The organism is Pseudomonas sp. Au-Pse12 (assembly GCF_021341665.1).
Classification (GTDB): Bacteria; Pseudomonadota; Gammaproteobacteria; order Pseudomonadales; family Pseudomonadaceae; genus Aquipseudomonas.
The window spans coordinates 28,296-43,357 of sequence record NZ_JAJTTH010000005.1 but is presented as its reverse complement, the minus strand read 5'-3'; the positions used below and the strand labels follow the sequence as shown (position 1 = coordinate 43,357).

Sequence of the window (15,062 nt, the reverse complement as noted above, 5' to 3'; positions counted from 1 at the left end):
CCCATCGGTGACGAACATCCCCCCGTAGAAGCCGGCTGGCCGACGAAGAGGCCCGCAAGCCGTGCGTCAGTCGTCCAGCAGGCGGCGTTCGTTTTCAATGGCTTCGGCCAGGGCCAGGGCTTCGGCCTCTTCTTCGCTCAACTCCGGCACCGAAGGCTCCAGGGCTGCAACGGCGGCCAGCAATTTGGCCCGGGCCTCGGCGACACCCAGCACATCGTCCTCGGCTTCAACCTGCGGCTGCGCTTCGGGCTCGACTGCAAACTCATGGGAGTCATCCAAGTCGTCACCCGGGATGTCAGGCTCGGCTTGCACCTCTGGCTGATCGAACAGCGGCTCCGAGTTCCCAGGCTCAACCGCGCCATCACGATGCAGGTCGTCGAAGTCGGTCTTGATCCCCTCCTCCATGGAGTCCAGCTCCAGCAACAGGGTATGGAAGCTGGTTTCTTCCTTGGGCTCTTCCGGCTCGGCGCTGGCGTCGGCCAGTTGCTGCAGGTGCTCGGGCACGGGCGCGTCATCGAACTCCAGCACCGGCTCGGCCTCGATCTCCCGCAGCTCGGCCAGCGGCGGCAGGTCGTCAAGGTTCTTCAGATTGAAGTGGTCGAGAAAGGCCTTGGTGGTGGCGAACATCGCCGGTTTTCCCGGCACATCGCGATACCCCACCACACGGATCCACTCGCGCTCCAGCAGGGTCTTGACGATGTTGCTGTTGACCGCCACGCCGCGCACGTCCTCGATCTCGCCGCGGGTGATGGGTTGGCGGTAGGCAATCAGCGCCATGGTTTCCAGCAGGGCACGGGAGTAGCGCTGCGGGCGCTCCTCCCACAGGCGGCCGACCCAGGGCGCGAACTTTTCGCGGATCTGCAGGCGATAGCCGGAAGCCACTTCCTTGAGCTCGAAGGCCCGCCCCTCGCAGGATTTGCCGAGCAGGGTCAGGGCCTTCTTGAAGACCGCAGGGTCCGGCCGCTCGGCTTCTTCGAAGAGCTCGAACAGGCGTTCCAGGGACTGGGGTTTTCCCGAGGCCAACAGAAAGGCTTCGAGCAGGGAGGCCAGCTCGCGGGGTTCATTCAGGTTCATGATTTAAGCTCGTTATTCGGCTCGCGCCCGTACGTGGATGGCCGCAAAGGGCTCATTCTGCACCAGCTCGACCAGGGATTCCTTGACCAGTTCGAGGATCGCCATGAAGGTCACCACCACCCCCAGGCGCCCTTCCTCGGCGGTGAACAGCTCGACAAAGGGCACGAAACCGCCGCCCTTGAGCCGCTCCAGCACATCGCTCATGCGCTCGCGGGTAGAGAGGGCCTCACGGCTGACCTGGTGGCTTTCGAACATGTCGCCACGGCGCAGCACCTCGGCCATGGACATCAGCAACTCTTCCAGGGCCACATCCGGCAGCAGCTTGCGCACCCGGGCCTCGGGAGCATCGAGCTTGGGCACCACCACGTCGCGACCAACCCGGCTCAGGCCATCGATGCCTTCAGCGGCGGCCTTGAAGCGCTCGTATTCCTGCAGGCGGCGAATCAGTTCGGCTCGCGGGTCGTCCTCTTCTTCCTCGACCTCGGCGGAACGCGGCAGAAGCATTCGCGATTTGATCTCGGCCAGCATCGCCGCCATCACCAGGTACTCGGCGGCCAGCTCCAGGCGCACCGATTGCATCAACTCCACATAGCCCATGTACTGGCGGGTGATTTCCGCCACCGGGATGTCGAGGATATTGATGTTCTGCTTGCGGATCAGGTACAGCAGCAAGTCCAACGGGCCCTCGAAGGCTTCGAGGAAGACCTCCAGGGCATCCGGGGGGATGTACAGGTCCAGGGGCATTTCCATGACCGCCTGGCCGTAGACCATGGCAAACGGCAGCTCCTGCTGGGCGCCGGCCTGATCGTCAACGGTTTCCACTGCGGACATCTAGGCCTCGGCCATGAACGGCGCGGGGTCGCCGCAACCGACGCGGATCACTTCCGGCTCGCCATCGGCAAGGTTGATCACCGTGGAGGACTCGGTGCTGCCGAAACCGCCGTCGATGATCAGGTCCACCTGGTGCTCCAGCAACTGGCGCATCTCGTAGGGATCGCTCAACGCCTCGGTATCACCGGGCATGATCAGGCTGACGCTCATCAGCGGCTCGCCCAGTTCGGCCAGCAGCGCCAGGGCAATCGGGTTGCTCGGCACCCGCAGGCCGATAGTGCGGCGCTTGGGGTGCAGCAGCAGGCGCGGCACTTCCCGAGTGGCGTTGAGAATGAAGGTGTAAGGCCCCGGCACATGGGCCTTGAGCAGGCGGAAGGTACCGGTGTCGATCTTGGCGAACAGGCCCAACTGCGACAGGTCACTGCAGATCAGCGCGAAGTTGTGCTTTTCGTCCAGCTGACGCAGGCGTCGCACCCGCTCGATCGCGCCCTTGTCGCCCATCTGGCAGGCGACGGCGTAGGACGAATCGGTGGGATAGATCACCACGCCACCGCTGCGAATGATCTCGACAGCCTGTTTGATCAGGCGTGGCTGTGGGTTTTCCGGGTGGATCTGGAAAAATTGACTCACTGTCTCTACCTGTTCAGGCGGCAATAATTGGCTCATGTTTGAACCGACACCAAAGGGGCGGCAGGTCCTCCGGAACCGGGCGGTACTCGCCGATCTCGGACCAGCCTCCAGGTCCATGAAAGTCACTGCCGGCGCTGACCAGCAGTCCGAATTCACGAGCAAGAATAGCCAAACTGCCCACTTGCTCTGCAGGTTGGTGGCCATTGACCACTTCGATTGCATGACCACCGGCTTGAATATAGTCGGCAATCAAGCGGCGACGCTTGCTGCGGGTGAAATCGTAATGCCAGGGATGGGCCAGGCTGACCCAGGCCCCCGCGGCCCGCAGCGTGCCGACGGTTTCTTCCAGGGTCGGCCAATGCTGCTTGACGTCCCCCAGCTTGCCGGCACCCAGCCATTTGCGAAACGCCTCGGCACGATCCTTCACAAAGCCGGCGCGTACCAGATAGTCGGCAAAGTGCGGCCGCGCCGGGGCGTTGCCGCTGTCTCCCAGTTCCTGCTGGATCGCCCGGGCGCCTTCCAGCGCTCCCGGCATGCCCTTGAGGGCCAGCTTGCGGCTGATCTCCTCCGAACGCAGCCAGCGGCCTTCGTGGAGTTTTTCGATGGCCTCCACCAATGCTGGAGCCCGGGTATCGAAGCCATAGCCCAGCACATGGATGGTGGCGCCCCCCCAGGTACAGGACAGCTCGACCCCATTGACCAATTGCATGCCCAGTTGTTGCGCCGCCTGACGGGCCTCGTCCAGCCCTTCGAGGGTGTCGTGGTCGGTCAGGGACAGGATTCGCACGCCTCTCTCGTACGCACGCGCAACCAGAACCGCAGGCGCAAGAGCGCCGTCGGAGGCCGTGCTATGGCAGTGCAAATCAACATTCACAGGACGATAAAACCTCAAGTCAGCTGGCGCTTTCGCTACCAAGGATGTTTGTTATTATGCCGGGACATCCTGCTTCTGGCTGCCACTGTGAAACAATTCATCGACTTCATCCCGCTGTTCCTGTTTTTCATCGTCTATAAAATCGATCCCCGCGTCGTCGACCTTGCCGGTCATGAAGTCAGCGTGGGCGGTATCTACAGCGCTACAGCAGTGCTGATCATCAGCTCCCTGGTGGTGTATGGCGCGCTGTTCGTGTCCCAGCGCAAGCTGGAAAAAAGCCAGTGGCTGACCCTGGTCGCCTGCCTGGTCTTCGGCAGCCTGACCCTGGCCTTCCACAGCGAAACCTTCCTCAAATGGAAAGCCCCGGTGGTCAACTGGCTGTTCGCCCTGGCCTTCATCGGTAGCCATTTCATCGGCGACCGCCTGCTGATCAAGCGCATCATGGGCCACGCACTGACCCTGCCGGAGCCGGTCTGGACTCGCTTGAACATCGCCTGGATCGCCTTCTTCCTGTTCTGCGGTGCCGCCAACCTGTTTGTCGCCTTCACGTTCCAGAGCATCTGGGTCGACTTCAAGGTCTTCGGCAGCCTGGGCATGACGGTATTGTTCCTGGTGGGCCAGGGCATCTACCTGTCGCGCCACCTGCATGACGCCGACCCCACCACCCCGAAAACCGAGGACTGACATGCTTTACGCAATCATTGCCACAGACGTTGCCAATTCCCTGGAAAAACGCCTGGCCAACCGGCCGGCCCACCTGGAACGGCTGCAAGTGCTCAACGACCAAGGGCGTGTGGTGCTGGCCGGCCCCCACCCGGCGATCGACAGCAATGACCCGGGCGCCGCCGGTTTCACCGGGAGCCTGATCGTGGCCGAGTTCGAATCCCTGGAAGCCGCCCAGGCCTGGGCCGAGGCCGACCCCTTCGTGACCGCCGGCGTCTACGCCAATGTGCTGGTCAAGCCGTTCAGGCAATCGATGCCGTAATTCCCCCGAAACGCGATGAACCTTCAGGGGCCATCGCGTTCTCAATCGCTCATTATTCTCGTTTGACTGCCGACAACCTGCCCAACACTCGATTGGAATCAGGAGTTTCGATGCGCCAAGGTCCGCTGTGCCTGCTGTTGGTCATGTTGTCGATCGGGGCTCCGGCCCTTGCCGAAGAAACTCAGGAAACCGGCCATTCGACGCCGCTGTCCCTGAGCGCCGGCAGTCAGATCACCGAGTTGCAGCAACGCTTGAAAGAAAGCGAACGCCTGCGCGATGAGCTGAGCAAACAACTGCAAAGTGCCGATGCCGAACGGGAAAGCCCCCAGCTGAACCGCTTGCGCCAGGAGAACCAGCGCCTCAAGCTGCAACTCAAGGAGGCCCAGGCCAACCCGGCGCCACGCTGGTTGACCGATCAGCAGCAGTGGTTCGTCACCGGTGGCGGCGTGGCCCTGCTGGCCCTGCTCTGCGGTATCTTTGCCAGTGGCGGGCATCGCAAGCGTCGACAATGGCTAAATTGAGAGATTCATGAGCGACCTGTTACTGATTGATGATGACCAGGAGCTGTGCGAGCTCCTGAGCAGTTGGCTCGGCCAGGAAGGCTTTCAGGTTCGGGCCTGCCACGATGGCCTGAGCGCCCGTCGCGCCCTGGCCGAAACCGCGCCGGCGGCGGTAGTGCTGGACGTGATGCTGCCGGACGGCAGCGGCCTGGAGCTGCTCAAGCAACTGCGCAATGACCATCCCGACCTGCCGGTGCTGATGCTCTCGGCCCGCGGCGAGCCCCTGGACCGCATCCTCGGCCTGGAACTGGGCGCCGACGACTACCTGGCCAAACCCTGCGACCCTCGCGAACTCACCGCCCGCCTGCGCGCCGTGTTGCGCCGCAGCCATCCGGTGGCGGCATCCAGCCAGATGGAACTGGGCGACCTGTGCTTCAGCCCGGTGCGCGGCGTGGTCAACATCGACGACCAGGACATCGCCCTGACCGTTTCCGAAAGCCGCCTGCTCGAAGCCCTGCTCAAGCAACCGGGCGAGCCACTGGACAAGCAGGAGCTGGCGCAAATCGCCCTCGGCCGCAAACTGACCCTGTATGACCGCAGCCTGGACATGCACGTCAGCAACCTGCGCAAGAAAATCGGCCCGCACCCCGATGGCCGCCCACGGATCGTCGCCCTGCGCAGCCGCGGCTATTACTACAGCCTGTGATTCCAATGTGCCCTGGCGCATGTGTCAGGGCCCGGAAAGACCTTCTTTACCCAAGCTTTACCCTCCGCTGACTGCCGCTGACCTTGATCTGCGTAACCTGAACTCATCCGGAACTTACCGGGAATGAGACAAGGAGACACACCATGCGCAAGACCCTGATCGCTCTGATGTTCGCCGCCGCCCTGCCAACCGTGGCCATGGCCATGCCTGAAGGTCACGGCCCGATGGGCCCCATGGACGGCCCTCGGCACAGCGAACACATGCGCGGCAAAGGCCCTTTCAGCCAACTGGACCTGAGCCGTGAACAGCGCCAGCAAATCGGCAAGCTGATGGGCGAGCAAATGCACGACCGCAAGGCCGTGGTGGAAAAGTACCTGGAGAAACTCTCGCCGGCCGACCAGAAAGCCATGAAGGATGAACTGGACGCCAAACATCAGAAGACCCAGGCCGATATCCGCGCCCTGCTCAAGCCCGAGCAGCAGAAGGAATTCGACGCCATTGTGAAGAAACAAGAGGAACGTCGCGCCGAATGGGCCGAGTTCAAGGCCTGGAAAGCGCAACAACCGCAAAAAGCGCAATAATGCGTTAGCGTCCATCCCAGCCCAGTGGCCTCCCCCCACTGGGCTTTCGCGTTCGAGGAGTTCCCGTGCGTTCATTGTTCTGGCGCATTCTGGCCAGCTTCTGGCTGGCCATCACCCTGGTTGCAGGGCTGTCGATCCTGCTCGGGCACATGCTCAACCAGGACGCCTGGATCCTCAGTCGTCATCCAGGCCTCAACAGCCTGACCGAGGAATGGACGCAAACCTACGAGAGCCAGGGCGAAGACGCCGCCCAGGACATCCTCCAGCAGCGCAAGCGCCAGTACCACATCGATGTTCAGGTACTCAACGAGAGCGGTGACCCGGTGGTACGCGGGACCTTCCCGCGTCGCGCCGCCGCCTTCGAGGCCCGGCAGAACAACGACGACCGACACCTGCCCTGGCGCCGCCTGACCGCGGAATACACCAGCCCGACCACCGGCGACACCTACCTGTTCATCTACCGCATTCCCCACCCGGAACTGGACGCCTGGCACCGCGACAGCCTGACCTGGCCCCTCAGCGCCCTGGCCATCGCTCTGGTGGTGCTGACCCTGTTCAGCCTCCTGGTGACCCTGTCCATTACCCGCCCGCTAAGCCGCCTGCGCGGTGCGGTGCATGACCTGGGCCAGGCCACGTATCAGCAGAACAGCCTGGCACGCCTGGCCAATCGCCGCGATGAGTTCGGTGTGCTGGCCCGGGACTTCAACCGCATGGGCTCACGCCTGCAAAGCTTGATCGGCAGCCAGCGCCAACTGCTGCGGGACGTTTCCCACGAACTGCGCTCGCCCCTGGCACGCCTGCGCATTGCCTTGGCGCTGGCGGAGCGGGCAGCCCCCGAAGAACGGGAAAAGCTCTGGCCGCGGCTGACCCGCGAGTGTGACCGCCTGGAAGCCCTGATCAGCGAGATTCTGGTATTGGCCCGGGTCGATGCGGACAACGCCAGTGCTGAAGAGGTGGACCTCAACGCCTTGCTGCTGGCCGTGCAGAAAGACGCGCAACTGGCCTGTCCGGAACAGCCGGTGCAGATAGAGGCCCAGCCGCAGCTGAACCTGCGCGGCTGGCCGACCATGCTTGAACGTGCGGTGGACAACCTGCTGCGCAACGCTCAGCGCTTCAACCCTGCCGGGCAACCGATCGAAGTCACGGCCCTGCGCCAGGGCGAAAAGATCCAGATCAGCGTGCGCGACCATGGCCCAGGCGTGGAAGCCGAGCACTTGCGCCAACTCGGCGAGCCGTTCTTCCGCGCGCCAGGGCAAAGCGCTCCGGGCCACGGCCTGGGGCTGGCCATCGCCCGGCGCGCGGCGGAACGCCATGGCGGCAGCCTGATACTGGACAACCATCCCCAAGGTGGATTCATCGCCACCCTGGAGCTGCCCCTGGTCCCGGGAGCCGTGGCGCAGGCCTGAATGCAACGCGGGCAAGCCGCTGCTGCAAGGTTTGACAGCAGCGGGCTTGCCCGCGAAGTGCTCAGCGCGGGAAGGGAATAGTCAGGCCCTGGCCGTCCAGGCACTGACGAACTCGGCGGTGTCGACTTTAGGGGCCACCCGCGGCTCGTTCAACGGTGTGCCCAGGTACAGGAAGGCAATGATCTCCTCGCCGTCCTGCAGCCCCAGGCCCTTGGCCACATGGGCCGAATAGGACAACTCACCGGTGCGCCAGACCGCGCCGATACCCTGGGCATAGGCCGCCAGCAGAATACCGTGGGCCGCGCAGCCCGCCGCCAGCAACTGCTCGCTCTTGGGCACCTTGAAGTGCTCCTGCAAGCGCGCGACCACCACAACCACCAGCGGTGCGCGCAGGGGCATGGCGCGAGCCTTGGCCAAGGCGGCCTGGGTCACCTCGCCGCCCTGCAGCTGTACCGCCTCCACCAGCAACTCGCCCAACTGCTCGCGCGCCGCGCCTTCGACAGTGAGAAACCGCCAAGGGCGCAATTGCCCATGATCCGGTGCGCGCAGGGCGGCAGCAAACAACGCCTCGCGCTGCGCGGCATTGGGCGCGGGCTCCACCAGGCGCGGCACGGAAACACGGTTGAGCAAAGCGTCGAGAGCCTCCATCGGCCACCTCCTGAAAAAAATGTCCGGCCATTCTAGCGGTATCTGCCAGCCGGGTGCCGGTTTACATGCCCTGCCCCGCAGGTAGAATGAGCGCCCTTCTTCTACCAGCCCGAGCGGAACACATGGCGTTGCCGACCCTAAGGATCATTGGTTTCATCATCGGCATCTTCCTCATCACCCTGGCCATCGCCATGGTGGTTCCGATGGCGACACTGGTGATCTTCGAACGCACCGGCGACCTGCCGTCCTTCCTCTGGGCCAGCATGATCACCTTTATCGCCGGCTTGGCCCTGGTGATTCCCGGTCGCCCCGAGCACATTCACCTGCGGCCCCGGGACATGTACCTGCTGACGGTTTCCAGCTGGGTGGTGGTGTGTATCTTTGCCGCCCTGCCGTTCCTGCTGACCCAGCACATCAGCTACACCGACTCGTTCTTCGAAAGCATGTCCGGCATCACAGCCACTGGCGCCACCGTACTCAGCGGCCTGGACAGCATGTCCCCGGGCATCCTGATCTGGCGCTCGATGCTGCACTGGCTGGGGGGCATCGGCTTTATCGGCATGGCGGTAGCGATCCTGCCGCTGCTGCGCATCGGCGGCATGCGTCTGTTCCAGACCGAATCATCGGACCGCTCGGAAAAGGTCATGCCGCGCTCGCACATGGTGGCGCGGCTGATCGTCGCCACCTACGTCGGCATCACCATCTGCGGCAGCCTGGCGTTCTGGTGGGCCGGGATGAATGTGTTCGATGCCATCAACCACGCCATGTCGGCAATCTCCACCGGCGGCTTCTCCACCTCCGACGAATCCCTGGCCCACTGGCAGCAACCGGCGGTGCACTGGGTAGCGGTGGTGGTGATGATTCTCGGCAGCCTGCCCTTTGCCCTCTATGTGGCAACCCTGCGCGGCAACCGCAAGGCATTGATCAAGGATCAACAGGTCCAGGGCCTGCTCGGCATGCTCCTGGTGACCTGGCTGGTGCTCGGCACCTGGTACTGGTGGACCACCGACCTGCACTGGCTGGATGCCCTGCGCCACGTGGCGCTGAACGTGACTTCGGTGGTCACCACCACCGGGTTTGCCTTGGGTGACTACAGCCTTTGGGGCAATTTCTCACTGATGCTGTTCTTTTACCTGGGGTTTGTCGGCGGTTGTTCTGGGTCGACTGCCGGCGGGATCAAGATCTTCCGCTTCCAGGTGGCCTACATCCTGCTCAAGGCCAACCTCAATCAATTGATCCACCCCCGGGCGGTGATCAAGCAGAAATACAATGGCCATCGCCTGGACGAGGAAATCGTCCGTTCGATCCTGACCTTCTCGTTCTTCTTCGCCATCACCATCTGCATGATCGCCCTGGCCCTGTCGCTGCTCGGCCTGGACTGGATGACCGCCCTGACCGGCGCCGCCAGCACCGTATCCGGGGTGGGCCCGGGCCTAGGCGAAACCATCGGCCCGGCCGGCAACTTCTCGACCCTGCCGGACGCCGCCAAGTGGATCCTGTCCCTGGGCATGCTCCTGGGCCGACTGGAAATCATCACGGTGTTCGTATTGTGTGTTCCGGCGTTCTGGCGTCATTGACCTGGGCCGGCATCGCCTGTAGCCGCGCCCGGTACTCACCGGGTGTGGCATCGAACCAGCGGCGAAATGCCCGAAAGAAATTGCTCGGGTCGGCAAACCCCAGCAGATAGGCAATCTCCAGCAAGGTCATGCGCGGCTGCGCCAGGTACTGCTCAGCCAGCTCCCGGCGAGTGTCATCCAGCAAAGTCTGAAAGCTGGTGCCCTCTTCCTGCAGGCGACGCTGCAAGGTGCGCTGGGACAAATGCAGAGTCTGCGCCACCATCTCGCGCTTGGGTTCGCCCTGGGGCAGCAAACGGCACAGCACCTGCCGCGCCTTGTGGGTCACCCGACTTTCCGAGAACCGCGCCAGGTATTCGCCGGCGAAGCGGTCATGCAGCAACGCCATGGCCTCGTTGGCGGTAGGCAGCGCGGCCTCCATGTCGGCACGCTCGAAGATCAGTGCATCGAAGGGCGCCGCAAATACCAGGGGCGCATGGAACATGTCTTTATAGGGCTGCACATCCTGGGGCTGCTCCCCTTGTAGCAATACCTTGCGCGGCTGCAACGCGCGCCCCGTCAGCCAACCACACAAGGCCAGGGCACAGGCCAGCGAAGCCTCGGCACTCTGCCGGGTGGGCGGCAGATGATCGCCATGTACAGTCAGGATCAGTGCGTAACCTTCAGGCAGAAGGCGGAAACTCAAGTCAGCGCTTTCGGCGATGATCCGCTGATAACGCACCAGCCGCTGGAAGCCCTCCGCCAGGGTACGGCTCGACATCAGCGCATACCCGGCCACATGAAAGGACGCCGGACGCACCAACTTGCCCATGTTCAAGCCAATGGCCGGGTTGCCGGAAATCTCCACGGCACGCTGCCAGAGCCGGGTCATCGAATCCTGGGTAAAGCGTGCATCGGGATCTTCCAGGGCGCCGTAGTCGAGCCCCAGCTGCTTGAACAGGGCCAGGCAATCCAGCCCCTCCATCTCCAGGGCCTTGACGATCCCCAGGGTCCAGCTTGCAGAAGTCGTTCGTTCGCTCATGAGCTTTTCTTACATGATGAGCCGCATGCTACGGCCAATTTTCCAAGGATACTAAAGTGGCGCCTATTGTCACTGGCCTGTACTGCCAAGGACTCTAGACTCAAATAAGCTCCCCGCAGAACATCCGCCTACAGAACAACAAACACAGAGATCGCGGCCATGGAAAACATCCGACAGTTCAACAGCTTCGCCGAGTTCTATCCCTACTACCTGAGCGAACACAGCGACAGCACCTGCCGACGCCTGCACTTCATCGGCACCAGCCTGGTGATCTTCCTGCTCGCCCTGACCATCGGCAAAGGCGCCTGGTGGCTACTGCTGGCGTTGCCGGTGGCCGGGTATGGCTTCGCCTGGGTCGGGCACTTCTTCTTCGAGAAAAATCGCCCCGCCACCTTCCAGCATCCGCTGTACAGCCTGCTGGGGGACTTTGTCATGTACCGCGACATGATCCTCGGCAAGGTGCCCTTCTAGGCCTCGCTGGACAGCAAGCCGGCCCGCACAGCCACTGCGCCGGGCAGCCCCCTGCCTACACTCGAATCCTCCAGCCCATGACAACAAGAGGATGGCCGATGAACACTCATGCGCGTTTTACCCATATGCAGGACGGCACCCAAGAGGACTGGGCGATCATTGCGGCAGATTTCAGCGCCTACGCCAAACAGTTGCCGGCCCGCATCCTGGCCCACCTGCAACTGCTTGAGGGCGACTTCGGCGGCTTCCCGGTGGACCGCCTGACCCATTCACTGCAGACCGCCAGCCGCGCCTGGCATGACGGGCGCGACGAGGAGTACGTGGTCTGCGCCCTGCTCCACGACATTGGCGACACCCTGGGCTCCTACAACCACGCCGATATCGCCGCAGCCATTCTCAAGCCCTTTGTCAGCCCGGAAAACCTGTGGATGGTGGAGAAACATGGGATCTTCCAGGGTTACTACTTCTTCCATCACCTGGGGATGGATCGCCATCTGCGCGAGCAATTCAGCGAACATCCGCTGTACCAGTACACCGCCGAATTCTGCGCCAAGTACGACGCCGCGGCCTTTGACCCAGCCTATGAGAGCCTGCCCCTGAGCTTCTTCGAACCCATGCTGCGGCGGCTGTTCGCCCAGCCCCGGCAATCGCTGTACAAGGCCGCCATGGAGCAGGCCGGCCCGGCGTGAACAGCCGCTGCCAACGCGGGGCTCAGGCCGGTTCCGCGACGTTCATCCGCTCGGCCTTGAGCCGGGCTTCGCGGGCCTGGGCTTCGGCCAGGCGGTAGAGCTCGATGCTGCCGTCCCAGTGTTCGATCAAGGCGGTGCAGGACTCCACCCAGTCACCGCAGTTGAGGTAGTCCACCTCGCCGACCTTGCGGATCTCGGCATGGTGAATGTGGCCACAGACCACCCCGTGCAACTCGCGCTTGACGCATTCGTGGGCAATGGCTTCCTCGAAATCGCTGATGAAGCTCACCGCCGTCTTGACCTTGTGCTTGAGGTAGGCCGACAGCGACCAATAACCGTAGCCATAGCGTGCCCGCCAGTGGTTGAGCCAGCGGTTGAGGGTCAGGGTGAATTCGTAGGCCGAGTCGCCGAGAAAGGCCAGCCAACGGTGATAGCGGGTGATCACATCGAACTGGTCGCCATGAATCACCAGCAGGTGACGCCCGTCCGCGGTGACATGCACCGCCTCGTCCACCAGCTGGATATTGCCCAGGATCAGCTTGGAGTAGCGCCGCAGAAACTCGTCATGGTTGCCGGTGACGTAGATCACCTCGGTGCCGCGCTTGCTCATGGTCAACAGGCGCCGGATCACGTTGGTATGGGCCTGGGGCCAGTACATGCCGCCGCGCAGCTTCCAGCCATCGATGATGTCGCCCACCAGGTAGATGCGATCAGCGTGGTAGCCCTTGAGAAAGCGCGCCAGGTGTTCCGCCTGGCAGTCCCGGGTGCCCAGGTGCACGTCTGAAATCCATAGGGTTCGCACCCGTTGCTTGCGGCTGGGCTTGGCGAGTTCGGCATGGGTCATGGGCGCTCTCCTGGATTTTGTGCGAGCTTGCGCCCCAGCGATTAATAGCCCATGACACAAATACGGCAGCGCGATGACAGCGCGAAACAGCCGACCGCCGGTGTAGACTGGCCGCCTGCCAAGGAGACCGTGATGGGATCTATCCTCACCCTGCGCCACTACAGCCACGACCTGATCGCCCACAGCCACGAACATGCGCAACTGGTGTTCGGCCTCTGCGGCCAGCTCGATTTCGAAGTCGAAGGCCAGGGCAGCCAGGTGCAGCAGCAGAGCTTTGTGGTCGTGCCGGCCGGTGCCCGGCATGTCTGCGGCAGCCCCCGGGGCAGCCACTGCCTGGTGCTGGACATACCCGGCGAACACTGGGTGAAACAATCGTTGGGAGAACATGCCGAGGCCAGCCGACGCTTGCTCGACACGCCTCTGCACCGGGTCCTGGGCCCGAGCCAGAGCCGCCTGGTCAGCTGGTTGGCGGACAGCCCGGTGGACGATCCGCTGATTGCGCAACAAGGCGCGGTCTTGCTCTTGGCCAGCCTCAACCATGCGAGCGCCGGCCACCCCGGCGAGCGCCGCCTGCCCTATGCCGCCCTGAATGCGCACATCGACCGCCACGCCGCCCACCCCTTGCAAGTGGCCGACCTGGCACGCATCGCCGGGCTGTCCGGCGCCCGCCTGCATGCACGGTTCATCGCCGAATGCGGGGCTACCCCCATGGAATACGTGCGGCGCCGACGCCTGCACATGGCCCTGGAGCTGTTGCGCGGGTCGGCGTTGCCCATGGGGGAAATCGCCAACCGCGTGGGCTACAGCTCGCAGAGCGCCTTCGCCGCGGCGATACTGCGCGAATTCGGCCACTCGCCGCGCCAGCTCAGGCGCGGGGCGCACGCTAATCCCTCGACAAAAGACGCCAGGGCCGCGACAGACCCGCAGGCCGCTGCGCCCCTAGACTGAACCCGTTGCCGCCCAAGGCAATGACTGCCCGTCTTGTGGTTAAGGAAAAAAATGACTCCGCGTACCGCCCTTGGTGCCTTGCATATCGGTGCCCTGATGTTCGGCCTGACCGGTGTATTCGGTAAGCTCGCCGCCGCTTCACCTGCAGTAATCGTCTTCGGCCGCGCGGCCTTTGCCGTGCTCGCCCTGGCTATGTTCGCCCGCCTGGCGAGCCATACCCCCTGGCAAAGGCTGGCCGCCACCGACTGGCGGCGCCTGCTGCTCAGCGGCCTGCTGTTGGCGGGGCACTGGGTGAGTTTCTTCGTTGCGGTGAAAGTCGCCGGGGTGGCTATCGCGACCCTGGGCTTTGCCAGCTTCCCGGCCTTCACGGTGATTCTTGAAGGGCTGATCTTCCGCGAACGGATCCGCTTCAACGAAATGCTACTGGTGGTCCTGGTGAGTATCGGCCTGATGCTGGTGACCCCGGACTTCGACCTGGCCAGCCAGGCCACGACCGGTTTGCTCTGGGCCGTCGGTTCCGGCCTGCTGTTCGCCCTGCTGTCCTTGAACAACCGCGCCAGCTCCGGACGGATGCCGGCGGTACAGGCGGCGCTCTGTCAAAACGTGGTGGTCGCCCTGTGCCTGTTGCCCGTGGCGGCTCCGGCGCTTGGCCAGGTGCGGGCCATGGACTGGCTGTGGATCAGCCTGCTGGGGATCTTCTGCACCGGGCTGGCCCACAGCCTGTTTGTCGCCAGCCTGGCGGTGATCAAGGCACGTACCGCGGCGGTGGTGTTCGCCCTGGAACCGGTCTACGGAATTACCGTGGCTTGGCTGCTGTTCGGCGAGAACCCGACCCTGCGCATGTTGTTCGGCGGGGCCTTGATCATCGTCGCCATCGTGGTTTCAAGCCGCCTGTCCACGGGCTCAGGGAACAAGGCAGCGCCGGCTGAAGCCAGCGCTCACTGAGTGCGGTCGTTGTGGCCCAGATCGCGCTCGGGGTCGATCTGGTCGCGGACCCGTTGCTTGAGCACCTTGGCCTCGGGAAAGCCGCCATCGGCCTTGCGCTCCCAGATCTGAACACCGTCGCAAGTGATGCGAAAAACCCCACCGGTTGCCGGCGCCAGGGACACCTTGCCCAGGTCGTCGCTGAACGTACTCAAGAGTTCCTGGGCCAACCACGCCGCGCGCAGGAGCCACTGGCATTGGGTGCAGTAGGTGATGATCACTTCGGGTTTACGTTCAGTCATGGTCCGGCCAACTCCTGGGTTCTAGGGCGTCGCTATAATAGCCGGCTTTATCGC

At 63.5% G+C, this 15,062-nt stretch carries 19 protein-coding genes; 11 read left to right on the top strand and 8 right to left on the bottom strand.

The annotated features are described in order from the left end of the window. Nucleotides 1-66: 66 nt before the first annotated feature. The 4 genes from scpB to LXM55_RS15080 form a co-directional block, all read right to left on the bottom strand. Nucleotides 67-1,074, bottom strand: coding sequence for an SMC-Scp complex subunit ScpB (gene scpB / locus LXM55_RS15095; RefSeq protein ID WP_233321108.1), 1,008 nt, complete (start codon nt 1,072-1,074; stop codon nt 67-69). Nucleotides 1,075-1,086: 12 nt separating this feature from the next. After that, on the bottom strand, nt 1,087-1,785 hold the full coding sequence (locus LXM55_RS15090) for a segregation and condensation protein A (RefSeq protein WP_173655933.1): 699 nt from the start codon (nt 1,783-1,785) through the stop codon (nt 1,087-1,089). 120 nt (nt 1,786-1,905) lie between these two features. Next, complete coding sequence (locus LXM55_RS15085) at nt 1,906-2,535, bottom strand: L-threonylcarbamoyladenylate synthase (protein WP_233321107.1); 630 nt, start codon at nt 2,533-2,535, stop codon at nt 1,906-1,908. Between the two features lie 13 nt (nt 2,536-2,548). Next, nucleotides 2,549-3,409, bottom strand: coding sequence for a PHP domain-containing protein (locus LXM55_RS15080; protein ID WP_233321105.1), 861 nt, complete (start codon nt 3,407-3,409; stop codon nt 2,549-2,551). An 87-nt stretch (nt 3,410-3,496) separates the two neighbouring features. On the opposite strand from LXM55_RS15080, the gene LXM55_RS15075 reads away from it, so the two are divergent. The 6 genes from LXM55_RS15075 (at nt 3,497) to LXM55_RS15050 (ending at nt 7,587) form a co-directional block, all read left to right on the top strand. After that, nucleotides 3,497-4,093 (top strand): septation protein A, encoded by a 597-nt coding sequence (locus LXM55_RS15075; RefSeq protein ID WP_233321104.1) that lies wholly within the window; start codon nt 3,497-3,499, stop codon nt 4,091-4,093. Nucleotide 4,094: 1 nt separating this feature from the next. Continuing rightward, nucleotides 4,095-4,394 (top strand): YciI family protein, encoded by a 300-nt coding sequence (locus tag LXM55_RS15070; protein WP_233321101.1) that lies wholly within the window; start codon nt 4,095-4,097, stop codon nt 4,392-4,394. A gap of 110 nt (nt 4,395-4,504) precedes the next feature. Next, nucleotides 4,505-4,915: a translation initiation factor 2 gene (locus LXM55_RS15065; protein ID WP_233321098.1), complete on the top strand. Its 411-nt coding sequence runs from the start codon at nt 4,505-4,507 to the stop codon at nt 4,913-4,915. 7 nt (nt 4,916-4,922) lie between these two features. Next, complete coding sequence (locus tag LXM55_RS15060) at nt 4,923-5,600, top strand: response regulator transcription factor (RefSeq protein WP_233321097.1); 678 nt, start codon at nt 4,923-4,925, stop codon at nt 5,598-5,600. A gap of 143 nt (nt 5,601-5,743) precedes the next feature. Further along, nucleotides 5,744-6,181, top strand: a complete 438-nt coding sequence (locus LXM55_RS15055; protein WP_233321096.1) for a Spy/CpxP family protein refolding chaperone — start codon at nt 5,744-5,746, stop codon at nt 6,179-6,181. A 65-nt stretch (nt 6,182-6,246) separates the two neighbouring features. Continuing rightward, entirely contained in the window at nt 6,247-7,587 is a 1,341-nt protein-coding gene (locus tag LXM55_RS15050; RefSeq protein WP_233321095.1) for a sensor histidine kinase, read from the top strand. 81 nt (nt 7,588-7,668) lie between these two features. Here LXM55_RS15050 and LXM55_RS15045 read toward each other — a convergent pair whose 3' ends face one another. Then, nucleotides 7,669-8,235, bottom strand: coding sequence for a nitroreductase family protein (locus LXM55_RS15045; protein WP_233321094.1), 567 nt, complete (start codon nt 8,233-8,235; stop codon nt 7,669-7,671). Nucleotides 8,236-8,357: 122 nt separating this feature from the next. Between LXM55_RS15045 and LXM55_RS15040 the strand changes: the two genes are divergently transcribed. Beyond that, nucleotides 8,358-9,812, top strand: a complete 1,455-nt coding sequence (locus LXM55_RS15040) for a TrkH family potassium uptake protein (RefSeq protein ID WP_233321093.1) — start codon at nt 8,358-8,360, stop codon at nt 9,810-9,812. Here the strand turns inward: LXM55_RS15040 and LXM55_RS15035 are convergent. After that, nucleotides 9,769-10,830 carry an AraC family transcriptional regulator gene (locus LXM55_RS15035; RefSeq protein WP_233321092.1) on the bottom strand — a complete coding sequence of 354 codons (1,062 nt, stop codon included), beginning with the start codon at nt 10,828-10,830 and terminating at the stop codon, nt 9,769-9,771. The two genes, LXM55_RS15040 and LXM55_RS15035, sit on opposite strands and share 44 nt — an antisense overlap. Nucleotides 10,831-10,989: 159 nt before the next feature. Between LXM55_RS15035 and LXM55_RS15030 the strand changes: the two genes are divergently transcribed. Continuing rightward, entirely contained in the window at nt 10,990-11,301 is a 312-nt protein-coding gene (locus tag LXM55_RS15030; RefSeq protein ID WP_233321090.1) for a DUF962 domain-containing protein, read from the top strand. A 98-nt stretch (nt 11,302-11,399) separates the two neighbouring features. Then, the gene (locus LXM55_RS15025) at nt 11,400-11,990 is read left to right on the top strand and encodes an HD domain-containing protein (protein ID WP_233321088.1); all 591 of its coding nucleotides are present in this window, start codon (nt 11,400-11,402) and stop codon (nt 11,988-11,990) included. A 22-nt stretch (nt 11,991-12,012) separates the two neighbouring features. Here LXM55_RS15025 and LXM55_RS15020 read toward each other — a convergent pair whose 3' ends face one another. Next, nucleotides 12,013-12,834 (bottom strand): UDP-2,3-diacylglucosamine diphosphatase, encoded by an 822-nt coding sequence (locus LXM55_RS15020; RefSeq protein WP_233321087.1) that lies wholly within the window; start codon nt 12,832-12,834, stop codon nt 12,013-12,015. Between the two features lie 132 nt (nt 12,835-12,966). Between LXM55_RS15020 and LXM55_RS15015 the strand changes: the two genes are divergently transcribed. Beyond that, nucleotides 12,967-13,782 carry an AraC family transcriptional regulator gene (locus LXM55_RS15015; protein WP_233321085.1) on the top strand — a complete coding sequence of 272 codons (816 nt, stop codon included), beginning with the start codon at nt 12,967-12,969 and terminating at the stop codon, nt 13,780-13,782. Nucleotides 13,783-13,833: 51 nt separating this feature from the next. Then, nucleotides 13,834-14,727, top strand: coding sequence for a DMT family transporter (locus LXM55_RS15010; RefSeq protein ID WP_233321083.1), 894 nt, complete (start codon nt 13,834-13,836; stop codon nt 14,725-14,727). Here LXM55_RS15010 and LXM55_RS15005 read toward each other — a convergent pair. Next, a complete protein-coding gene (locus tag LXM55_RS15005; protein ID WP_233321082.1) occupies nt 14,721-15,008 on the bottom strand; it encodes a SelT/SelW/SelH family protein in 288 nt (95 codons plus the stop codon). The genes LXM55_RS15010 and LXM55_RS15005 overlap by 7 nt on opposite strands. Nucleotides 15,009-15,062: the final 54 nt, after the last annotated feature.